We start from the raw sequence: 23,301 nt of genomic DNA on the forward strand, positions 1-23,301 counted from the left end.
ATTCAATTCAATTCAATTCAATTCAATTCAATTCAATTCAAAAATACTATTCCAAACATTAGTTACGTTAGTAATATCTTGTAAAAACGTTTCTCGTGGGATCAACTTGCCTTTTTGCTCCAAGCTCAGCACGTGGTAACACGAGCGATAATCAATATACGCTTTTATCAACTGCTGTTTTTGCTCTTTAGTAATACAACCTATATTTGCTGCATCCGTTAATATTCTTACGTTATCTGAGTAAACTGTAAGCTGTTCAAACTCGTTTGCGTGTTTAAGTACTAAGTATTGGGTAATAAACTCAATATCAGCCATGCCACCAACATCTTGTTTTAAATCAAATTGCTCAGTATTTCCTTTCGCTAGATGATCGCGCATTTTTTCGCGCATTTTTATCACGTCTGCTTTTAATGCGGCATCGTCGCGTTTTTGACTAAGTATGTTTTTACGAATTTGTGAAAAACGATCTATCAGATCGTTTTGCCCTAAAATTAATCGAGCCCGAACAAGTGCTTGATGCTCCCACGTCCATGCTTGAGTTTGCTGATAGTGATTAAAGCTCTCTAAATTGATAGCCAATAAACCAGAGGCTCCTTCAGGACGTAATCGCGTATCAAGCTCGTATAAAATGCCCGATGCAGTACGGGTATTAAATAAATGCATTAAGCGCTGAGCGAGCTTTAAATAAAACTGACGAGAATCTATCGGTTTTTCACCATTAGTTAGGCTTGAGCCATCATGATTATGCACAAACACCAAATCTAGATCTGAGTCGTACCCGACTTCTAAGCCACCTGTTTTACCATATGCAATAACAGCAAAACCTTTATTCTCATCATCTGTGCCAGGGGGCATACCAAAGCGCTTAACAGTGTTATGCCATGCAATATTAACAGCTTGGTCAACAATCGCCTCTGCTAGTACGGTTAAGTGATCGCTTACTTTCATTACGTCAAGAACACCGGTTGCATCGGCGGCAGCAATTCGTAATTGATGAGTTTGCTTAAATTGCCTAAGCGACTCCATTTGCAGTTCTAAATCGTCATGCTCTATTCGTAAAAAATACTGTCTTATTTCATCTTTATACGCTGTGAGCGGGGTCGGCTTATAAAGAACTGCGGGGTCTATTAGTTCATCAAGTAATATGGGGTAGCGAGAAATATGCTCCCCTATCCATTTGCTATGACAACACAGTAAAACAAGTTGCTTTAATGCACCTTGGTTTTCGTAAAGCAATTCTAAATAGGCAGTACGCGAAATTATCTTATTAAAAATTTGGCAAACCATTGTGAAAGCTGCTGCACTGGCATTAAAGTCATTTAATTGATTTAGTAAAACGGGCATTAACTTATCAAGAGTGTCACGCCCTCGGTTACCTATATTTACCTTAGACAGCCTTAATTTAAAATCGTTAAGGGGTGCTTGCCATTCATCTCTGGCCTCTTTTAAAAAGCTCACATCACCATGATCCCAAGCACTAATAAATGCGCCTTCACAGGTATCAAGTGGCACGGTTTCCTCGCCAATCACAAGTGCAAACTCACCGTTAACTTGTTTCATCACCTTTTCTATAGTGTTTAAAGTGGCAGAAAAATCAGCTTGTTCTAATAATAAATTTAAGCGCTGCTGATTCAATTCATCATCGGGGAGTGTTTGCGTTTGCTGATCGTCAAATATTTGAAGGTACTGCTCAACTTTTCGCAAATAAAGGTAATTGCGCTTAAGCTCGCTTGCTTCTTGCTCATCTATAACTTGGTTAAGTGCCAACTCATTTAATGCTTTAAGTAGTGATTGAGTTTGTAAATTAGCCTCTCGCCCACCTCGAACCATTTGCAGGGCTTGCACTATAAATTCAACTTCACGAATACCACCTGCACCGAGCTTTATATTATTAGTTAAGCGTTTACGGCGCACTTCTTGTGCAATCATTAGCTTCATTTTACGCAAGGATTCAATCACCGAAAAATCAATATATCGGCGGTAAACAAACGGCTTTAAAAGCTTAATAAATTCATCCCAATATTTATTAGGCGTGCCAATTAAGCGCCCTTTTAACATGGCGTAGCGCTCCCAGTCGCGCCCTTGTTCTTGGTAGTAATCTTCAATGGCATTAAAGCTCATAACCAAAGGGCCGCTTTCGCCAAACGGGCGTAGGCGCATGTCTACTCTAAATACCTGCCCATCACCGGTGGCTTGGTTAAGTGCTGCAATCAATTTTTGTGCAACTTTGGTATAAAATACTTGGGCCTCAAGGCTTCTACGACCACCTTGGGTTTTTGTGCTGCGTGGATACGCAAAAATAAGATCAATATCAGAGGAATAATTTAGCTCCTGTCCGCCAAGCTTCCCCATTCCCAATACCATTAGCGGCATTGCTTGGTTTTGCTCATCAAGCGGTTCACCATTTACTTTTGCCACCTGTGTATGCGCCCATTGGTTGGCACTATTAATTAGCATGTCAGCCAGTTGGCTTATGTAATTAATACTATCGGCAATGGGGTTATTACAGCATAAATCTAAAAAGGCGACTTTAAGCCAGTACTTTTCACGATATTGGCGAAGTACTTTATGGCACTGTGCTTCATCAAGGTCAGCTAAGTTCAGGTTTTTAAAAGGAGAATCTATTACTCTATTTTGTATTTCGTCTTTGCATAATAGCCAGGTATTTAAATCAGGTTGTGACTCTAAACTGCGCCAAGCAAAATCGCTTAATGCTAATAACCTTACAACTTCACTTTGTTTACTTTGCTGCGGGTATAACTGTTCAAAGCGCATCAAGCCAAGTTTTTGTAATTGAATAGGAAGTTGCTTTACGTTACTCATCAATCCTCTCTTTTATATCATCAATAACCGTACTAGAATGATTAAAACCTAGAAAGGTTAACTTAATTAGGATCACCATGTCATATTTGTCTTTATCTAACACTAGTTTTATTGCGATTGCCATTAGTTTTGCGGTTATTTGCATAACTATTTTTTGTTTACGAGTTGTCACTCAAATCAAAGCAAAACAAGCGCTTAAAGATGAGTTAGCGCAACACGACAACTTTGCCATGGGTATTAGTTTTGCATCTGAAATATCGGTTGTTATAGCCACTATAGCCTTTTTATTTGACGAAATAAGCGTAAGCACTGCACAGTCAAACCCGTTAAAAGTGTTAATTATTATTGTTCTCTTATTCACTTTTATAAAAGTGGGCCATTTAATTCACAGAAAATGGATACTCCACAGATTTAATGAAGAAGCTGCCATACTAAAACAAAATGTATGTGCTGCATTGGTAGACTCAGGAATGTTAATCGCTAACTGTATTATTGCTCTGGGCTTGTACACGTGGACGCACACCCAAGGGTTTAGCAACTTACTTATTGCTTGCGTTAGCTTTTTTACACTTCAGGGGATGTTTGCACTTGATAGCAAAATACGAGAACACCGTTTTGCAAAAGCAAACCAAGGTGCGTCACTACAAAGTAACTTTAACCTAGAAAATACATCTATTGGTATAAGATATGCTGGAAAATCAATTGGCTTAGCGTTGGCTGTATATGCTGGTTTATCTAGCGCAGCATTTCAAAACGGTAAAATGGTTGAAAACATATTTACACTTGTAATGCATTGCGGTGTAATGTGGATACTACTTTACGGCTTAACGTATGTGATAAAAGTTATCTCTTTACCAAATATTGATACGGCTCTTGAAATAGACCATCAAGATAATATTGGGGTAGCATGCATAGAATTTGCTGTTTTTTGTGCTATTGGTTATTTACTTATTAGTATGTTTTCTCTTTAGACCTTTTTTACTGAAAATACAGCAATTAAAACTTCTGCATTTAAGTAATAATGGTAATTACTTAGATGCAACAAGGTCCTAGCTCTATGCCGCCTGAAATAACGAACTATTTGTTAATTGACATAGACAACGAATTTAGCCGCGCATTTGCCGAATACTATGTAAATAGTAATGGCATAACAAAAGCGAGTACACTTATTGCTGCAGGGAGTAATACCCGCCAATTAGTAAAAATGATGTTTGACGAGCTTATTAAAGACTATAGTTATTGCGATCTTGAAAACGAAATAAGCGTTTCTGAGTTAATTAATTATTTAAAAGATCATCACGATTTACACGGAGTCCTTTTCAATAGCACCGATTATTTACTCGCAAGTGATAAGCAGCGCTTTATTTATAACTCCTTACATGAAGAACGCTTTTTAATAAATCTTGATGATACAGGCTATACACTAAGCCGGGTTACCGATGAGACGTTAACGGAACCTTCGCAAAATCATCACGATATAGCGCATACCCCACAAGATTTAATAGATCTCGCCGAACAACTTAATAAAAATAAATAATTGCGCACAGCCCCCAGCTTACTTACCATAGCAATATATATTTTACGCTATGTAGTAAGTGACGCCCTATGCGAGTTCCTCATATTTATCAAACATCGAGTATTGCCCTAAACACCCCTGTAACTTTAGATGACGATGCTGCAGGGCATATTGGCAGAGTGCTGCGCATGAAAGTAGGCGAGCATGTATCTATTTTTAATGGCGAAGGTGGCGAATACCTTAGTGAAATAATTGAGGTAACAAAAAAAACAGTCGTCGTAATGCCATTAGAACTTAACCCTCACGATGTAGAATCTCCACTTAAAATTCATTTAGGTCAGTGTGTATCCCGTGGTGATAAAATGGATTTTACAATTCAAAAGTCAGTTGAACTAGGTATTACCGAAATCACCCCTATTTTTAGTCAACGCTGTGGTGTGAAACTAATGGGCGATCGTCTTGAGAAAAAACACCAACAATGGCAAAAAATTGCAATTGCTGCGGCTGAGCAGTCAGGACGTAATTTTGTGCCAATTATTCACCCACCTATAGATTTAAAACAATGGCTTGCACAACAAACCGATGCAATTAAGCTCACTCTTCACCCTCGTGCTGAGCACAGCATTAAAACCATTACGGTACCTAAAGATGGCGTACGCTTTTTAGTAGGCCCCGAAGGTGGCTTTACCGACGATGAAATGGCACTAACCAAACAACTAGAGTTTGTAGATATTCGCTTAGGCCCGCGCGTTTTACGAACGGAAACAGCCGCTTTAACGGTCTTAAGTGCATTACAACTTCAATTTGGCGATTTAGCTAATTGAAATAACTAAAAGCACCCTCATATAAACAGTAACATTTATAGTAAGGCACAGCGCATGGCAATTAAGTTAGGTATTATTTCAGATCCTATTAGTGGATTTAACATCAAAAAAGACACCGGTTTTGCAATGATGATGCAAGCGCAAAAACGTGGCTACGAAATTTATTATATGGAGATGGACGATTTATCTCTTCGTAAAGGCAAGTCGTACGCTACAGCGTCTAAAGCGCAAGTGTTTAATAATGCAGAAAAATGGTATGAGCTTGAAGAAAAAGCCACTATAGCCCTTGCCGATCTTGACGTAATTTTAATGCGTAAAGACCCTCCTTTTGATACTGAATACATTTACGCGACGTATATTTTAGAGCGTGCAGAGCAAGAAGGTACGTTAATAATTAACAAGCCACAAAGCCTTCGCGATGCCAACGAAAAACTATTTACAGCTTGGTTTAGCGAACATACGCCAGACACACTTGTTACACGTAGCCAAAAACAAATTCGTGAGTTTTTAGCCGAGCATAAAGACATTATTTTAAAACCGCTTGATGGTATGGGTGGCGCATCTATTTTTCGCCTTAGAGAAGACGATGCCAACATTGGTGTAATTTGTGAAACACTAACTGAGCATGGTAGTCGCTTTGCTATGGTGCAAAATTACATCCCAGAGATCAAACAAGGCGATAAGCGCGTATTGGTTATTGATGGCGAAGTGATTCCGTATTGTTTAGCACGTATACCGCAAAATGGTGAAACACGCGGTAATTTGGCTGCAGGGGGTCGAGGCGAAGCGCGTCCGCTTAGCGAATCAGATTTAAAAATTGCGCAAGCTGTTGCGCCAACGCTTAAAGAAAAAGGCTTAATATTTGTAGGTTTAGATATCATTGGCGATAAATTAACTGAGATTAACGTAACAGCACCAACGTGCGTACGCGAAATTGAAGCGGCTTATGACATTTCTATCACAGGTATTTTGTTCGATGCCATTGAAAGAAAGTTAGCTAAATAGGCACCTACCTGTCGTTATTTAAAAGCGCTTTCGTGTTATAAATCTTAATATAATTGTTGATTATTAATTTTTAAACCGTATGAAAGTGCTTTTTTAGTTTTAAAAACAAAGGTATGTGCCATACTCAAAGTTCATTAACTAAAAAGGGTGAAATCTATGCAATCATTAGAAAATCATTTTTTAATCGCGATGCCGTCGATGCAAGACCCTTTTTTTAAACGTGCTGTTACCTATATTTGTGAGCACAACGAAGATGGGGCTATGGGCTTGGTAATAAACCAACCTATTGATGTTACTGTTGGCGAACTTTTAGATAAAATAGAAATTGATAACGACAAAACTCAAAACGCAGCAAAAGTAACTGTGTTTGCAGGTGGACCCGTTAAAACTGACCGTGGTTTTGTACTGCACTCTCCCCAATCGGGTTATTCAGCAAGTCAAAAACTCAGTAGCGATATTATGATTACTACCTCAAAAGACGTTTTAGCAAACTTAACCACTGCACAAGCACCTGATCAATTTATTATTACACTTGGTTATTCAGGATGGGAGCAAGGACAGCTCGAACAAGAGTTACTTGATAACAGCTGGTTGATCATAGAAGCCGATCCGAAGATCATTTTTGATACCCCCGTTGAAAAACGATGGGAAAAAGCAGTTTCAATGTTGGGCTTTGATATTAGCCAACTTAGCCCTGAAGCTGGTCACGCATAATAGTAACTTAACCTTAGCAAACTTAAACAAGATACACATGACAAAAAAATCGCTTAAGCCGCAAGGCGAACGCACTGTAATGGGCTTTGACTTTGGCACCAAAAGCATTGGTATTGCTATTGGGCAAGAGCTAACCGGCAGCGCGTCTAGCCTTAAGGCTGTAAAAGCACAAGATGGCATTCCCAATTGGGAGCATATTGCAGTGCAAGTAGCCGAGTGGCAGCCTGACTTAATGGTTGTTGGCTTACCACTAAATATGGATGGAACCTCACAAGAGGTTACCTTTAAAGCAAAAAAGTTTGCCAACAGATTGCATAACCATTATGGAATTCCTGTGCAAACACAAGATGAGCGGTTAACAACAGCGGATGCTAAAGCGCGACTTTTTGAAAGTGGCGGCTATAAAAACTTAGGTAAAGGTAACGTAGATAATATGTCTGCGGTTATTATTTTAGAAAGCTTTTTTGAATCTAGTTACGGTGAATAAGCTGGCTATATAAACAACCCTTTATACAAATAAAAAAAGCGCCAATTGGCTAATGCCAGTCAGTTAAGCTGACTGGCATTTTTCTTTTTATGGGGATACTTAGATGGTTTTGGCTTAACCCATCGGGGATATCTTCTATCCTCTCGTCTAGCTGGAAGCTTAAATAAGACCAGTGTATCGAGTAAGTGCTGCCAGTGTATTGGAATATTCCCTGGACTCATTATAGATACTGACGAGAAATACTGAATGACAGCCATCGAACTGCTAGAGAAACTAAGCTGGTTAGGCCATATCCCTGTGACTGTCGCCGCCATCGTCATTATTCTTCGTATTAAATTATAGGCGAGTAACACGCCCCATAGCTCCTGACGCACCATGTCTGGACGCTTGCTTCTTAAATGGTATGCGCTATCAAGCATGGTTTGTTTGATTTCTCTAAACCCAAGTTCTATCTCCCAACGATGACAATATAATTCAACAATTTCATTACCTGGATAACGCAATCTATCCATCATCGAGGTTAATATACGGTAGCTTTTGCCCTTTATTGTTTTACTGATTAATCTCACTTTAATCGTTTCAGGAACATCGGGAAAGTTTTTTTGTGCATGCTTTGTTGTTTTCAATTCAATGATATGGTCATTTTTACCCGCACTGGAGATGATTTCATACTGTAAGTCGGGCCTTGCTGGTATCAGCCAGTGCCTCATCTCCCCAGTTTGATGCCAACGGTTTAACAGGCCTAAAGAATAATATCCTTTATCAAACATAGTCAGTGAATTATCTGGTGTACGTTCAATTAAACGCTCAGCTAATTTCATCTCGTTGGTTTTATAGTTATCAAACTCGCTACTGAGAAGTTGATGGCTGGTCAATTCCATATGACAGACCATGCGTATTTGAGGAAAGGCTGTATCACCGTATTGGTTGCTACCTGAAGAGAAGGCTTTACGATTATCAGGCGTGTCGGCTGTTCGCCACACAACATCGTCAACAGCTAATAGGTTCAAACCATTCCATGTTTCGAATGACTGTTGCTTATACATTGATTGAGCAGATTTATTGAAAACGTGTTTAACGGAATCATCACCTAACCTTTGTCTCGCCTGTACCATCGCACTTGGAGCAACGAGTTGGTTCTTGCCAGGTAACATGATATCTAGCTTATTAGCGATATTCCAAACTGATTCTTTTCGAAACAATGCCATGCCAATAACTGACCACAAAACGGCTTCAAGCGGTAATCTTCGCTTACGAACGGTTGCAATCCCTGCTTGTTGAAAGCCTTGTTCAATGATTTCAGGGTCAAGAATTTCTGATAATTTTTCAAAGGTATGGTATCGGCTGCTTTCTTCAAGTGTTGCTTGCAGTGCTTGTTCTATATTCACAAAAAAATCCGTAGTTAGTTTCCTAACTACGGATTTTGCATGATCGTTTGGATCGGTCAACCGGTCATTTTCTTAACTGATCGGCATTAGCCAATTGGCGCTTTTTTATTGATTACTTTTAAATTATTGATCGCTATTTTTATCATCAAGGCCATCAATAGTAACGCCCTGTAAAAAGCCTGCGCCTTGTTGTTCGTTATTACGCAGTTTAATCATCAAGCGTAAATCATTTGGCGAATCAGCATGATGAAGTGCATCGGCGTAGTTGATTCGTTGCTGCTTATACAACTCAAATAACGCTTGGTCAAAGGTTTGCATGCCCATTTCTTTCGACTTAGCCATTGCCTCTTTAATTCCGCCAATATCACCATTTTTTATCAGTTCAGCGACCATTGGTGAGTTAAGCAATATTTCAATAGCTGCAACACGGCTTTCACCATCAGCAGTCGGTACTAATTGCTGAGCTACAATTGCACGTAAGTTAAGTGCTAAGTCGTACTTAAGCTTATCGTGTTTTTCTTTTGGAACTAAATGCATAATACGGTCAATCGCTTGGTTCGCATTATTAGCATGCAGTGTTGCAACACACAGGTGCCCGGTTTCAGCAAAGCTTAGGGCGTATTCCATGGTTTCTTGCGAGCGAATTTCACCAATCAAAATAACATCTGGAGCTTGGCGTAATGAGCTTTTAAGTGCCGACTCAAAGCTTTCTGTATCAAGCCCTACTTCGCGCTGAGTAATAATACTTTTACGATGCTCATGAACAAATTCAATCGGATCTTCAATGGTCAGTATATGACCTCGTTGATTACGGTTTCGATAACCAATAAGTGCAGCTAGTGAGGTCGATTTACCCGTACCTGTACCACCTACAAATAAGACAAGACCGCGTTTAGACATAATTACATCTGTCAGCGTAGACGGCAGACCTAAATCACTCACATCAGGAATTTGCGTCACAATACGGCGAATAACCATACCTGCTCTATCTCGCTGCCAAAAAGCAGAAATACGAAAACGCCCTTCGTCGGTAGCAATCGCAAAGTTACATTCTTTCGTTGCATGAAACTCTGCTTTTTGCTTTTCGCTCATTGCAGATTCTACTAACTCAAGTGATTGCTCATCAGTCAGTCTATCGTCACTGAGAGCTGTTAGTTCACCGTTTATTTTTGCACTTACAGGTAACTGACTCGATACAAATAGGTCAGAACCCTTTTTCTCAATCATCATGAGTAAAAAGTCGTTTAAAGATAAAGCCATAATAATTTCTTACCCACCAAATTGTGTTTTGTCTTGCGCTTTTTCTTTCGCTGCCGCATTTGTAACAATACCGTGATTAACTAAATTAGTTAAACACTGATCCATTGTTTGCATGCCCACAGACGCACCGGTTTGAATAGACGAATACATTTGTGCAATTTTATCTTCACGAATCAAGTTACGAATCGCAGGAACTGCAATCATAATCTCGTGTGCTGCAACTCGCCCACCACCAATTTTTTTAAGCAGCGTTTGTGAAATTACTGCACGTAAAGATTCAGATAACATTGAACGCACCATGGCTTTTTCTTCACCTGGGAAAACATCGATAATACGGTCAATGGTTTTTGGTGCAGATGTTGTATGTAGCGTGCCAAACACTAAGTGACCCGTTTCAGCAGCGGTCATTGCAAGACGAATTGTTTCTAAATCTCGTAACTCACCCACAAGTATTACATCAGGGTCTTCACGCAATGCACTACGTAGCGCGTTTGAAAAGCTATGTGTATCGCGGTGAACTTCACGTTGGTTAATTAAACTTAATTTATTATCGTGAACAAACTCGATTGGATCTTCTATTGTTAGAATATGGTGATGTTTATTTTGATTTATATAATCGACCATAGCGGCAAGTGTTGTTGATTTACCAGAACCCGTTGGCCCTGTTACTAACACGAGTCCACGTGGGGTATCAGAGATTGTTTTAAAAATATCTGGCGCACCTAAATCATCAAGCGTTAACACTTCACTTGGTATGGTACGAAATACCGCAGCAGGCCCGCGATTAGAGTTAAACGCATTCACACGAAAACGTGCTAAATTAGGCACTTCAAACGAAAAATCCACTTCGAGGTTTTGTTCGTAGTCCTTGCGTTGATTATCGTTCATAATATCGTAAACCAGACTGTTTACGTCTTTGTCTGCAAGGGCTGGTATATTAATGCGGCGAACATCACCGTCTACGCGTATCATAGGTGAAACACCCGACGATAAATGTAAATCGGATGCTTTGTGTTGCACACTAAACGCTAATAATTCGGTAATATCCATTTATGACTCCACAACTAACTGATAAATATATGGTTACAATAGCAGAACGACTCACATCCGCCTACGCTAGAATTGCAGACGCGGCAAAAAACACACAGCGAAACACTAACGAAGTTACTCTACTAGCAGTGTCTAAAACTAAACCAAGCGAAGATATTATTGCAGCTTATGAGCATGGTCAGCGCGAATTTGGTGAATCTTATGTTCAAGAGGCTATAGATAAAATAGCTCAACTACAGTCATATAGCGACATCATTTGGCATTTCATTGGCCCTATTCAATCAAATAAAAGTGCACTAGTAGCTGCTTACTTTGATTGGGTGCAAAGTGTTGATCGCATAAAAATAGCAAAGCGATTAGATTCCCAGCGCCCAGACGATAAACCACCTCTTAATATACTTATTCAAGTAAATATAAGTAATGAGGAAGCAAAGTCAGGTTGCCGCCGCGATGAAATAGATGAACTTGCCGATTATATTAACCAATGTGAGCACTTAACACTTCGAGGTTTAATGGCAATTCCCGCTAAAAGCGACAAACTGGATACGCAAATTCAATCTTTTGAGCAATTACAAACTTGCTTTGATAAACTAAAGACCCAATATCCTCAAGTAGATACTTTGTCGATGGGTATGAGTAACGATGTTGAAGCTGCCATTAGCGCAGGCTCAACCATGGTAAGGATCGGCACAGACATTTTTGGAACACGAACTTAAAAGGTGATAACAGATTTATGTCAGATAAAAAAATCGCATTTATAGGCACAGGTAATATGAGCTACGCCATTATTGGTGGCATGGTAAAAAACGGCTTTAACGCAAGTAACATAATTGCGACTAACCGCAACCAAGAAAAGCTTGAAAAGGTAGCATTTGATTTCAAGGTGCAAACCACCAGTGACAATAACGAAGCCCTGCGCGATGCTGATGTAATTGTTTTGTCTGTTAAACCACAAATGATGGGCGATTTATGTAAATCGTTTCAAGAGTCAGGCGTAGACTTTAGCGATAAACTGTTTATTTCTGTTGCTGCGGGCTTAACTGTAAAACGTTTGCGTGAAATGCTAGGCCAAGACGTTAAAATGGTACGTTGTATGCCAAACACGCCATCTTTATTAGGTCGCGGAGTATCAGGTTTATATGGTGCGGGCGAAACACAAAGCGAACACGAATTTGTACAACAAGTTTTTGAATGTACAGGCATTGTTGTATGGGTGGAAAAAGAGTCACAAATTAACGATATTATTGCTGTAACCGGCTCATCACCTGCTTACTTTTTCTTATTTATGGAAGCCATAGAAGAAAAAGCTAAAGCGCTGGGCTTTAACGATGAAGACGCTCGTCGCCTGGTACAACAAACAGCTCTTGGCGCTGCCGAAATGGCACTTAGCCAGCCTGATATTAGTATTTCGCAACTACGTTCAAACGTAACATCTAAAGGCGGCACTACTCACGCAGCTGTTGAGCACTTAAAAGATGAAGGCTTAACTAAAACCGTTGGCGATGCAATGGATGCGTGTATTGCGCGTGCAGAGCAAATGGAAAAAGAACTTTAAAACCACTTTTTATTGAAGGTTACACTATGAATGCCATGCAATTTTTAATCAGTACCCTGTTTGATTTGTTTTTAATGGTGGTATTACTGCGCTTTTGGCTGCAGTGGGCAAAAGCCGACTTTTACAATCCAATGAGCCAGTTTGTGGTTAAAGCCACGTCGTTTGCGGTAAAACCACTGCGTAAAATCATTCCGGGGTTTGGCGGACTTGATCTAGCATCTCTGTTGCTGGCATTTATAGTGGCTGTAGCCAAAATTAGTACTTTAATGCTTGTTATATATAATGCGTGGGCAATACAGCCTGTGCTTATTCAAGCACTTATAACGGTACTAAAAGAAGGCCTTAATTTAGTATTTTGGGTACTTATTATTCGCGCTATTTTAAGTTGGGTTAGCCAAGGCTATAACCCTATAGAAGCGGTTTTCCACCAGCTTACTGAACCAATGCTAAAACCAATTCGTAAAATATTGCCATCAATGGGTGGCTTAGATTTATCAGTTTTAGTGCTTATTATTGGTATTCAGTTTTTGCAAATGCTGCTTATGGATTTTTTAGTCTAATATGGATTTTTTAATTAGAGGCCCAAAGGCCTCTTTTTTATATGTTTTGAGGAATACATAATGAATCGTTTAATTAAGTTTTGTTTTATTGCTTGTTTAGCATTTGCATTTAACGCGCAAAGCGAAGAAATGCAGGGCGCACAATACAAGGAGCTTGGCCCTTGGCAAGTCCATTACATCGCCTTTCCTTCTACTTTTATTCAGCCAAAAATAGCAAAAGCATACAACCTTGAGCGCAGTGGCTACAAAGGGGTTGTAAACATTTCTATATTAAAAAATGATGCCGATAAAACAGCACAAACGGCAAAGCTTACAGGCACAGCTAAAAACCTACTTGGCAACAAACAAACGCTTACTTTTAAAGAAGTAAAAGAAGGTGAGTCAATTTATTACCTTGCCCAAGTTGATTACACCAACGAAGAGATTTTACGCTTTGAGATTGAGATACAACAAAATAATCAATTTCAAAAATTACAGTTTCAGCAAAAATTTTACGTAGATTAATAACATGACCAAAACTTTAGTACTTGCTACAGGTAACCCTGGCAAAGTAAAAGAGCTAGCTAACATGCTAAGCTCTTTGAATATTAATGTAGTTCCACAGAGCGATTTTAACGTAGGTGAAGTTGCCGAAACCGGCACTACCTTTGTTGAAAATGCCATTATTAAAGCGCGCCATGCCGCTAAAATTACTGGTATGCCTGCTATTGCCGATGACTCAGGTTTAGAAGTTGATGGCTTAAATGGCGCGCCCGGTGTTTACTCAGCCCGTTTTGCAGGCCCAGGTGCCAGCGATCAAGATAACATTGATAAGTTACTTGTAGATTTAGGTGATAACCCTATTCGCAGTGCACGCTTTTGGTGTGTACTGGTGTTAATGCGCCACGCAGACGACCCTACTCCGCTTATTTGTAGTGCTAGTTGGGAGGGCGAAATTACGCTCACTCAAAATGGCAATGGTGGATTTGGTTACGATCCTGTGTTTTTTGTAGCAGAGAAAAATTGTACGAGTGCTGAGCTTACAAAAGAGCAAAAAAATGCAGTGAGTCATCGCGGACAAGCGCTGCAAAAATTATTACTAGAACTACAGCAAAAAGGCGGCCTGTGAACCTTCCACCACTGAGCTTATATGTGCACGTGCCTTGGTGCGTGCAAAAATGCCCGTACTGCGATTTTAATAGCCACGGACAAAAAGGTGAAATACCTGAAGCTGAATATGTTCAACACTTAATTGATGACTTAAAAGCAGATTTGCACTTAGTGCAAGGACGTAAAATTCACAGCATTTTTATTGGTGGCGGCACGCCAAGCCTATTAACTGGTGCAGCTTATACCCGATTATTAAATGAAGTCGACAACCTAATTGGGCTTGAAGAACACTGCGAAATTACCCTTGAAGCCAACCCTGGTACAGTAGAAACAGGTCGCTTTAAAGATTACGTAAAAGCAGGCATTAACCGTATTTCTATCGGTGTGCAAAGCATGCAAAACGACAAGTTAAAAGCACTTGGTCGGATTCATGGCAGCGACGAGGCAAACTATGCTGCGCAACAAGCAAAAGAAGCCGGTTTAAATAGCTTTAATCTTGATTTAATGCATGGCTTACCTGGGCAAACACTTGATGATGCTCTGAGTGATTTAAAACAAATAATAGCGCTCGATCCACCGCATATATCTTGGTATCAACTAACTATTGAACCCAATACTCAGTTTGCTTCAAAGCCCCCTACCTTGCCACAAGATGAAACACTGTGGGACATTCAAGAACAAGGGGTTGAGTTACTCGCGCAAGCAGGTTACGTGCAATACGAAATATCGGGCTATGCAAAACCGGGCTATCAATGCCAACATAACTTAAATTATTGGCGTTTTGGCGATTATCTCGGTATTGGTTGCGGCGCACATGGTAAGGTTACTGATGCAAATACAGGGCTTATAACGCGTACCGAAAAGGTTAAACATCCTCGCGGCTATATGGATTTAATTAAACCGTATATGAATAAAAGCTGGCATGTAGAGCAAGACGATTTAGCGTTTGAATTTTTTATGAATCGCTTTCGCCTTGTTGAGTCTTGCCCAATTAATGATTTTAATAAACTAACAACACTGCCGCTGCAAAGTCAGCAAAGTGCATTAAACCAAGCAATAAATAAAGGTTTATTGACTCAAATAGACAGCCATTGGCAGGTAACCTTAAAAGGTCATCGCTTTTTAAATGACCTGCTAGAATTGTTTGTGTAGCGCTAAGGCACTGCACAACAATATAAAACTAATAAATATAAATCACCCTAATGGGTTTCTAACAACAAAAGGGAAAACAATGCGTAAACTCACTTTTATTGCGGCCGCAGTAAGCGTTGCACTACTTGCTGGTTGCCAGCAAACAACACAACAATCTACTTCAGCCCCTATTGCACAAGCAGTTCAATCACAACAAAGTGAAATAGACAAAGCCAATGCATTTTTTGAAGATACATTTAACCGCGATGTAATGAGCAGCCCTGTATATCAAACATACATGGGGATTAAGCAAGATTACGATAAATGGGACGATGGCAGCGAAGAAAGAAAGCTTAAAGATTTAGCACAAACAAAAGCTGACCTAGTTGCATTAAAAGCAATTAATCGTGATTTATTAGATTATGCAACAAAAGTTAGCTACGACTTAAAAAAACAGGATCTTGAAAGCTCAATTGCTGACTTTAAATGGCGCTACCATAATTACCCTGTGAACCAAATGTTTGGTACGCATTCTATGATCCCTGCGTTTTTAATTAATCAGCACTCAATTAGTAATGTAAAAGAAGCTAAAGACTACATTTCACGCCTAAATGGTGTAACTGGTATTATTGATCAGCTTATCGTTGATTTAACTGTACGTGCAGAAAAAGGCATCATAGCCCCTAAATTTGTATTCCCGCATGTTATTGATTCAAGCAAAAACATTATTCACGGTGCACCGTTTGAAAAAGGCGATGATTCTACATTGCTTGCTGACTTTAAACGAAAAGTAACAGCGCTTGAAATTGGCCAAGGCGAAAAAGACTCGTTAATCAGCGATGCATCAGATGCATTAAAATCGGCTGTTAAACCATCTTACTCTAAGCTAATTAATTACCTAGCGCAGCTTGAGAAACGTGCTGATGATCGCGATGGCGCATGGAAATTACCAGATGGCGAAGCGTTTTATAACAACGCACTTAAGCGCACTACAACAACAGATTTAACGGCTAAAGAAATTCATGCAATTGGTTTATCTGAAGTGACACGTATTCATGATGAAATGCGTGAAATTAAAGATAAAGTAGGCTTTAAAGGCGACTTAAAAGCGTTTATGCAGTTTATGAAAACTGACAAACAATTTTACTACCCTAATGATGCACAAGGTAAGCAACGCTACCTTGATGAAGCCACTGGACTTATTGATACAATGAAAACACGCTTAGATGAGTTATTCATTGTTAAACCAAAAGCTGATTTAAAAGTAAAAGCAGTTGAAGCATTCCGTGAAAAAGCAGCGGGCAAAGCATTTTACCAACAGCCAGCTCCAGATGGTTCACGCCCAGGTATTTACTACGCTAACCTTTATGACATGGAAGCTATGCCAACATATCAAATGGAAGCACTTGCTTACCACGAAGGTATTCCGGGTCACCACATGCAAATCGCTATTTCGCAAGAGCTAGAAGGCGTTCCTAAGTTCCGTAAATTTGGTGGTTACACAGCGTATATTGAAGGTTGGGGTTTATACTCAGAGTTCATTCCTAAAGAAATGGGCATGTACTCAGACCCTTACTCAGATTTTGGTCGTCTTTCAATGGAGCTATGGCGCGCATGTCGTCTAGTGGTTGATACGGGTATTCACGCGATGAAGTGGACTCGTCAAGAAGGTATTGATTACTACGTAAATAACACGCCTAATGCAACATCTGACGGTGTTAAAATGGTTGAGCGTCACATTGTAATGCCTTCACAAGCAACGGCTTATAAAGTGGGTATGCTTAAGATTTTAGAGCTTCGTGAAGACGCTAAAAAGCAACTAGGTGATAAGTTTGATATTCGCCAGTTCCACGACGTAGTGCTTAAAAATGGTCCTGTACCACTAAATGTACTAGAGAACTTTGTTAATGAATGGGTAGCAAGCAAAAAAGCTTAAAACCAATTTAAACAATTGCTTTAAATATGAAAGGTCGCATTTGCGGCCTTTTTTGTTTTATAGTAGTAAAAAAGATTTTTGGAAATAATAATGGATTTAAGCATACAACTACTTAATGCGCGTATTTCAAAGCAACAGTTAAATGAGCTCGATAACGACTTTAAGCAGTTAAGCCCTGCTCAGCAAACTTTGCAGCTTAACCATTTATATGACAGCGCCCAACGGTTGAGTGTTAAGTATGACTTTATGCAAAACATAGCAACGCGGATATTAAGCTCTAACACAGCGCCTTCTCCATTTATTAATCAACTCACTAATATTGACGCATTGAGCTTTTTTGCCCCTGCGCTGAAAGTAAATAAAGGCTTTTTAGTACAAGATACACAAGGAAATAACGTACTGCACAATGTGTTTAAGCATGCCGATGCGACAAAGCTGCCATTTAACTATGTGCGCTCTTTGATGTTGTTTGAATCAAATGATGAGTTAGCTAAAGCGCTGGCGCAGCCCAACTCTCATGGCTTAACACCGGTTGCCTGCTACATAGCCTATGCAAATAAACCTAGCACACCGGTAAAGCATGAATTTTCAGCTTTGTTAGCATTAATGGAAATAGAGCAAAAACAAAATCCTAACGCTAAACAGCAGCTTGCCAACGTAATAAAAGGGCAAAAAGTTAACGAGACCACAATTTTACTGAGCGCCGCTTACTTGCAACGCTCAACGGCGCAAGTTGCTCACTTAATCAAGGCGCTTTAATTCACTCACAACTTCTGTACGCACACTGTCTATGGCATGTGTAATAGATTGCGCAGCACTTTGGTGATCAACCATATTTGGCCAATTTGTTTGCCAGACCTTTTGTAAGTCTTTTGTTTTTAAATGTACTTTATCAACGGCTAAGTAGCTTAAGTCATGAATTAAGTTAACTTTAACCCAGCCTTTTCTGGGGCTGCCATCTATTTTGTTATTATCGTAATGTGCTGCAAATACAATAAGCTCAAGCTCGGCTAGTTCTTGTAAAATTTGAAAGCTAACAATGCGTGTATTGTTGTTATCTTCACTTGCCTCCATCCGCAATGCATTATAACTAAAGCCTATAAACGCAAATACTACGCTCGCTATAGCAGTGAAAAAATACGAACGGGGCGCCAGTACAAACTGACCATATTTAGACTCTGACATATTATTTCCTAGGGCCTGTTTATCTTTCGAGGTTAAATTTGCAGCAGTATGTTTGGTATTTAGGCAAGGCAGAGCCTATGCAGTGTGGTTATTTCCCATAAATAGGCGGTAACGTGGAATAAATGCCAAACATGCGCTGCCGAAGGGTTCTGCCTAGGGGCAATTTACTCTTTGTTGCCTACATGGATGTAGGTAAGGGGCGTGAGCAGGACGCGGAAGCTTAGCTCGGTTTTTACTTAGCCCGCTAGGTTACAAACCTCACGCCGCGATTAAATCGCACCTAAATTGAACAAATTTTAATTCTGAAAGGTCAACAGGCCCTAGTCATTTAAGTAATATTCAACACTGGTTACCACTCTTATATTTTTTATTTGCGGTGTGTTTGAATCTCGATTACTGATACTAAATTGCCCTTGGCGAGCTGTTTTTATTTTGCCTAATTTTGAATTAGAGTCTTTAGCAAATTTATTAGCGACTTCACGCGCTTTTTCAGTTGCTTCTTGCACCATCGCAGGCTTTACATCATTGAGGCCAGTAAAGATGTATTCAACTTTTGTTTCGTAGCTATCTTGCACTATTGCGATATCTTGTTTAGCAAGCTGGCTTACTTTACTCAGCGCGTTTTGCACTTTATCTGGCGCAGCAGAATAAACAATAATATTTGAGCGCACTATGTATCTAAATTGTTGATTTTCATTACTGTATTCACGTGCTTGCTTATCAATAACTGACTGGCTACCTATTGTTATTTCATCGTTGTCAAAACCATGGAGTTTTAAAAAAGCAGTTACCGCATCATTTTTTTTCTCAACTCGGCTTACTAATTTTTCAAGGTTATTGTCGGCATCACTAAATTGCAGAGGCCAAATTACCGTATCGGCTATTACTTCTCGCTCGGCCAATCCCTTAACCTGCACAGTACGTTCCATCCCTTTCACACTCAAAGCGGTACTTTTTAAAATAAACCCTAAGCTAATTAAGCCTATACTTAAACAAATAGCCGCTATAACAATGTAAAAACCGGGGTTTTTATTCACAATAATCTCCTTGATTGATATCAATAATAAGCATCGAGACGCTCGAAATAACACAGTAAACAGGGTACATTGAAACTATAAATAACGCAAAATTTAATCAGCCTAGGAAAAACCATGAGCCTTAAGCGTATAACCCAATTTTTTAACCCAAGCTCAGTGGCCGTTATTGGCGCCTCTAACATATCAACTCGGGCTGGTTTTGTGGTTATGCGCAACTTACTTCAAGGTGGCTTTAAAGGGCCGATAATGCCTGTTACTCCAAGCCATAGCGCAGTACATGGCGTACTTGCTTACCCTTCTATTGCTGACTTACCAAAAGTACCCGACCTTGCTGTTATTTGTACTAACAAAAACACCTTAATTGATATTATTGAGCAGCTTGGAGAGCTTGGCTGTAAAACCGCTATTGTTATTGCCGATGGGCTGTCTGGGGAGCAAAAAAGCGCGCTTAAAGCATGCGCTCAAGCCAAGCAAGTTACTTTGCTTGGACCCAACTGTTTAGGCTTGCTGATCCCTCATATTGGGTTAAATGCGAGCTTTTCACATACCGTGGCAAGCCCAGGTAAAATAGCATTTGTATCGCAATCAGCAGCAGTATGCTCAACCATTTTAGATTGGGCTAAAAACAAAGAAATTGGCTTTTCATATTTTGTATCAGTAGGCGATTGCCTTGATATAAACTTCAATGAGCTACTCGACTTTTTAGGTCGTGATGCTAAAACAAAAGCTATTTTACTCTACATAGATAACATTGAAGATATTCGTGGCTTTATATCAGCAGCAAGAGCCGCGGCCTTTAGTAAACCTGTAATTGCGATTAAAACAGGTAAAACAACTGCCGGCGCACTTGCAGCCGAAATTCACACCGGCGGAAAGCAAAGCTCTGACGCTGTTTACGATGCGTTATTTCAACGAGCGGGTATGCTGCGTGTAAATGATTTACGAGAGCTATTTGCAGCGACACAAACACTCGCCATGCATCCAAAATTATTAAAAGTAGAACAACTGACAATTTTAACTAATGGTGGCGGCCCAGGTGTTATGGCCGTTGATGAGCTAATTCAAAGCTCCGGTAAATTAGCAGAACTAAGCATTGAAACCCGAAATGCGCTAAATAAAGTCATCCCACAATCCGAAACCACCTCAAACCCTGTGGATATTTTTGGCGACTCAGCACCTGCGCGTTATAAGCAAGCATTAGAAATTTTACTGCACGCAAAAGAAGTTAAAAACTTACTGATTATCCATACTCCCTCAGCGCTTGCGCCCAGCGAAGACTACGCCAACATTATTGTAGAAACCTTACAAACATTACCTAAAATGGCGCGCCCTTACGTTATAACTAACTTTATGGGTGAAGACGCATCTTACGCTGCCAGAAAAGTGTGCTCAAACAACGCAATACCCACTTATCGTACGCCCGAAGGGGCTGTTGGCGCATTTATGCACTTGGTAACGTATCGTCGTAACCAAAAGCATTTAACGCAAACACCTGAGTCGAACACTGATGACGCTAAAATAAATAAGGTGGCAGCTAGAACCCTTATTAATGAGTTTTTAGATGATGGACAAAGCTACTTACCTACTCATCAGGCAAGCCAAGTATTAAACCACTATGGTATTAAATGCATTCAAACTGAAGTGGCTTACACCCCAACAGAAGCCAAAGAGCAAGCCATTGAGCTTGGTTTTCCAGTCGCGCTGAAACTTATTAGCCCAAGTATTGCTTCGAAGTCTGAAGTAGGTGGTGTGGTACTTAACTTAAACGACGCCAACGAGGTTGAACAAACTGCTTTTGCGATGCTTATCCGTATTAAAAATACGTATCCGGATGCTGTTATTGAAGGGTTTTCATTACAAAAAATGGCGCCGCGAGCAGGCGCTAATGAGCTGCGAATTGCTATTAAAACCGAGCCTAATTTTGGCCCAGTTATATTATTAGGTGAAGCAGGCACTGGCCTTGAATATGCACAAGCCGCCGTTGCTCTACCTCCACTGAATATGAACTTGGCAAAGTATTTAATTGCTGCAGCGCACGATAAAGGCGTATTAAAGGAGCGCATACTCCCCGAAAAAGTTGATAAGTATCGTTTATGTGCACTGCTAACGCGTATTTCTCAGTTAGTTATTGATCAACCCGATATAAGCTCAATGGAACTAAATCCTATACTTGCCAGCAATGGACAGTTTTTAGTGCTCGATGCCACTATGACACTTAACCGCTATCAAGCTCAGAGCAATCGTAAGCGCTTATCTATTCGTCCCTACCCTATTGAACTTGTTGAAGTGGTAACACTTAAAAACAACACTCAAGCTACGCTCAGACCGATAAAACCAGAAGATGAACAAGCTCATAAAGTATTTGACGAGTCACTTAACAAAGAAGACAGATATAAACGCTTTTTTGGCGAGCTTCCACAGTTTAACCACGACCAACTCGCTAAAATGACGCAAATTGATTATGACCGCGAAATGGCGTTTATTGTTTGCCAACGCTTTGAAGGTAAAACCCGAACACTGGGTGTGTCTCGCGTTATTATGGACCCCGATAACTTACATGCTGAGTTTGCCATTGTAGTGCGATCAGACTGCCAAGGCTTGGGACTTGGTCGCATACTAATGAGCGCAGCAATTAACCACTGCAAACGCCAAGGTGTAGAGTCGGTTGAAGGTATTACTCTGCCAGAAAACACAGGTATGATTGAGCTTGCCAGAAAGCTGGGGTTTAAAATTAGTCGCGACTTTGAAGAAGGCAGTATTAATATGGTGCTTAAACTTAAATAATGAATAATCCGCAAACTTTAAGACAAAAAATGGCTTGCCTATTTGAAGGCACAGGAGAGTATCACCGTGCTGGGCATATTTTGGATATTATGCTTATTAGCTTAATTATGGCTAACGTTATAGCCATTGTTATTGAGTCTATTCCCAGTGTGGCGCTTAAATATTATGACGAATTTTTAGTTTTAGAAATTGTCTCTGTCGCTATTTTTGCTGTTGAATACTTAGCCAGACTTTGGGCCTGTATAGATAAAACACAATATGTAGCAATGGAAGGCTCGAACAGTAAACGCAGATTAAAATATTTTTTATCGCCACTGGCACTTATTGATTTAATTGCTATTTTACCTAGCTTAATGATGTTTTTATTCCCGCTCGATTTACGTTTTTTACGCGTACTTAGGTTATTGCGCGTCTTTAAACTTACTCGTTACTCCCGTGCAATGCAGTTATTGTTACAAGCATTTATGGATGAAGGTAGCTCACTCCTAGCGGCATTTTTTATTATGGCCGTCGTGCTTATTTTAGCTTCATGCGGAATTTACTTAATTGAGCACGACATACAACCCGATAAATTTGGCTCTATTCCTGCGGCAATGTGGTGGGCAATGGCAACACTAACAACCGTTGGTTATGGCGATGTAGTACCTATAACGCCATTGGGTAAGTTTTTCGGTGGCGTTATCACACTACTGAGCATGGGTATGGTCGCTATTCCTACCGGATTACTGGCATCTAGTTTTTCAGAACAGATACGTAAACGCCGTCAGTTTTTTGAAGACGCTGTGCACGAGTCAATTCAAGATGGCACACTTAATGACACCCAACAAGTACACCTAGAAGAGCTACGCCATAAGCTAGGCTTGAGTAAACTTGAAGCTAATAAGGCCATTAAAACGCAGTTAAATGAGCATAACAGCCATTTGTTTTGCAGACACTGCGGTAAAAGGCCCTAAATCC

General features: G+C 40.0%; 22 protein-coding genes. 16 read left to right on the forward strand and 6 right to left on the reverse strand.

Going from position 1 to position 23,301, the window contains the following annotated elements; translation table 11 throughout:
* Positions 1-27 precede the first annotated feature (27 nt).
* The gene (gene glnE, locus AC5NT5_RS14505; RefSeq protein WP_494513903.1) at positions 28-2,823 is read right to left on the reverse strand and encodes a bifunctional [glutamate--ammonia ligase]-adenylyl-L-tyrosine phosphorylase/[glutamate--ammonia-ligase] adenylyltransferase; all 2,796 of its coding nucleotides are present in this window, start codon (positions 2,821-2,823) and stop codon (positions 28-30) included.
* Between the two features lie 77 nt (positions 2,824-2,900).
* Between glnE and AC5NT5_RS14510 the strand changes: the two genes are divergently transcribed.
* The 6 genes from AC5NT5_RS14510 to ruvX all read left to right on the forward strand — a co-directional run bounded on the left by AC5NT5_RS14510 (position 2,901) and on the right by ruvX (position 7,369).
* Entirely contained in the window at positions 2,901-3,794 is an 894-nt protein-coding gene (locus AC5NT5_RS14510; protein ID WP_002961952.1) for a DUF350 domain-containing protein, read from the forward strand.
* A 65-nt stretch (positions 3,795-3,859) separates the two neighbouring features.
* Complete coding sequence (locus tag AC5NT5_RS14515) at positions 3,860-4,360, forward strand: hypothetical protein (RefSeq protein ID WP_082007357.1); 501 nt, start codon at positions 3,860-3,862, stop codon at positions 4,358-4,360.
* 68 nt (positions 4,361-4,428) lie between these two features.
* Positions 4,429-5,163 carry a 16S rRNA (uracil(1498)-N(3))-methyltransferase gene (gene rsmE / locus AC5NT5_RS14520; protein WP_002961950.1) on the forward strand — a complete coding sequence of 245 codons (735 nt, stop codon included), beginning with the start codon at positions 4,429-4,431 and terminating at the stop codon, positions 5,161-5,163.
* A gap of 54 nt (positions 5,164-5,217) precedes the next feature.
* Positions 5,218-6,168: a glutathione synthase gene (gshB, locus tag AC5NT5_RS14525; protein ID WP_494513902.1), complete on the forward strand. Its 951-nt coding sequence runs from the start codon at positions 5,218-5,220 to the stop codon at positions 6,166-6,168.
* A 156-nt stretch (positions 6,169-6,324) separates the two neighbouring features.
* A complete protein-coding gene (locus AC5NT5_RS14530) occupies positions 6,325-6,882 on the forward strand; it encodes a YqgE/AlgH family protein (protein ID WP_149593913.1) in 558 nt (185 codons plus the stop codon).
* A gap of 37 nt (positions 6,883-6,919) precedes the next feature.
* Positions 6,920-7,369, forward strand: coding sequence for a Holliday junction resolvase RuvX (ruvX, locus tag AC5NT5_RS14535; protein ID WP_197177956.1), 450 nt, complete (start codon positions 6,920-6,922; stop codon positions 7,367-7,369).
* 59 nt (positions 7,370-7,428) lie between these two features.
* Here the strand turns inward: ruvX and AC5NT5_RS14540 are convergent, their stop codons facing one another.
* From AC5NT5_RS14540 to AC5NT5_RS14550, 3 genes are all read right to left on the reverse strand, one after another.
* Positions 7,429-8,757, reverse strand: a complete 1,329-nt coding sequence (locus AC5NT5_RS14540; protein WP_494513901.1) for an IS4 family transposase — start codon at positions 8,755-8,757, stop codon at positions 7,429-7,431.
* A gap of 123 nt (positions 8,758-8,880) precedes the next feature.
* A complete protein-coding gene (locus AC5NT5_RS14545) occupies positions 8,881-10,017 on the reverse strand; it encodes a PilT/PilU family type 4a pilus ATPase (protein ID WP_494513900.1) in 1,137 nt (378 codons plus the stop codon).
* Between the two features lie 9 nt (positions 10,018-10,026).
* Entirely contained in the window at positions 10,027-11,067 is a 1,041-nt protein-coding gene (locus tag AC5NT5_RS14550; protein ID WP_039488318.1) for a type IV pilus twitching motility protein PilT, read from the reverse strand.
* Positions 11,068-11,069: 2 nt separating this feature from the next.
* Between AC5NT5_RS14550 and AC5NT5_RS14555 the strand changes: the two genes are divergently transcribed.
* The 8 genes from AC5NT5_RS14555 to AC5NT5_RS14590 all read left to right on the forward strand — a co-directional run bounded on the left by AC5NT5_RS14555 (position 11,070) and on the right by AC5NT5_RS14590 (position 18,097).
* Complete coding sequence (locus tag AC5NT5_RS14555; protein ID WP_165744991.1) at positions 11,070-11,783, forward strand: YggS family pyridoxal phosphate-dependent enzyme; 714 nt, start codon at positions 11,070-11,072, stop codon at positions 11,781-11,783.
* Between the two features lie 17 nt (positions 11,784-11,800).
* Positions 11,801-12,622 carry a pyrroline-5-carboxylate reductase gene (gene proC / locus AC5NT5_RS14560; RefSeq protein WP_002962567.1) on the forward strand — a complete coding sequence of 274 codons (822 nt, stop codon included), beginning with the start codon at positions 11,801-11,803 and terminating at the stop codon, positions 12,620-12,622.
* 26 nt (positions 12,623-12,648) lie between these two features.
* Positions 12,649-13,182 carry a YggT family protein gene (locus tag AC5NT5_RS14565; RefSeq protein WP_002962568.1) on the forward strand — a complete coding sequence of 178 codons (534 nt, stop codon included), beginning with the start codon at positions 12,649-12,651 and terminating at the stop codon, positions 13,180-13,182.
* Positions 13,183-13,242: 60 nt separating this feature from the next.
* Positions 13,243-13,686: a DUF4426 domain-containing protein gene (locus tag AC5NT5_RS14570; protein ID WP_165723835.1), complete on the forward strand. Its 444-nt coding sequence runs from the start codon at positions 13,243-13,245 to the stop codon at positions 13,684-13,686.
* A gap of 4 nt (positions 13,687-13,690) precedes the next feature.
* The gene (locus AC5NT5_RS14575; RefSeq protein ID WP_002962573.1) at positions 13,691-14,290 is read left to right on the forward strand and encodes an XTP/dITP diphosphatase; all 600 of its coding nucleotides are present in this window, start codon (positions 13,691-13,693) and stop codon (positions 14,288-14,290) included.
* A complete protein-coding gene (hemW, locus tag AC5NT5_RS14580; RefSeq protein WP_494513899.1) occupies positions 14,287-15,423 on the forward strand; it encodes a radical SAM family heme chaperone HemW in 1,137 nt (378 codons plus the stop codon). The genes AC5NT5_RS14575 and hemW overlap by 4 nt, the downstream gene beginning before the upstream one ends.
* Before the next feature lie 79 nt (positions 15,424-15,502).
* On the forward strand, positions 15,503-17,338 hold the full coding sequence (locus AC5NT5_RS14585) for a DUF885 domain-containing protein (RefSeq protein WP_309167653.1): 1,836 nt from the start codon (positions 15,503-15,505) through the stop codon (positions 17,336-17,338).
* A 90-nt stretch (positions 17,339-17,428) separates the two neighbouring features.
* Positions 17,429-18,097: a hypothetical protein gene (locus tag AC5NT5_RS14590; protein WP_494513898.1), complete on the forward strand. Its 669-nt coding sequence runs from the start codon at positions 17,429-17,431 to the stop codon at positions 18,095-18,097.
* Here AC5NT5_RS14590 and AC5NT5_RS14595 read toward each other — a convergent pair.
* A complete protein-coding gene (locus tag AC5NT5_RS14595; protein ID WP_494513897.1) occupies positions 18,080-18,523 on the reverse strand; it encodes a hypothetical protein in 444 nt (147 codons plus the stop codon). The two genes, AC5NT5_RS14590 and AC5NT5_RS14595, sit on opposite strands and share 18 nt — an antisense overlap.
* Positions 18,524-18,843: 320 nt before the next feature.
* Entirely contained in the window at positions 18,844-19,560 is a 717-nt protein-coding gene (locus AC5NT5_RS14600; RefSeq protein WP_165744511.1) for an SIMPL domain-containing protein, read from the reverse strand.
* Positions 19,561-19,674: 114 nt separating this feature from the next.
* On the opposite strand from AC5NT5_RS14600, the gene AC5NT5_RS14605 reads away from it, so the two are divergent.
* Together AC5NT5_RS14605 and AC5NT5_RS14610 are read left to right on the forward strand one after the other, a co-directional pair.
* Positions 19,675-22,344, forward strand: coding sequence for a bifunctional acetate--CoA ligase family protein/GNAT family N-acetyltransferase (locus AC5NT5_RS14605; protein WP_354628968.1), 2,670 nt, complete (start codon positions 19,675-19,677; stop codon positions 22,342-22,344).
* Positions 22,344-23,297 (forward strand): ion transporter, encoded by a 954-nt coding sequence (locus AC5NT5_RS14610; protein ID WP_494513896.1) that lies wholly within the window; start codon positions 22,344-22,346, stop codon positions 23,295-23,297. The genes AC5NT5_RS14605 and AC5NT5_RS14610 overlap by 1 nt, the downstream gene beginning before the upstream one ends.
* Positions 23,298-23,301: the final 4 nt, after the last annotated feature.

The sequence above is a fragment of the Pseudoalteromonas sp. J2K-J599 genome (genome assembly GCF_059295115.2).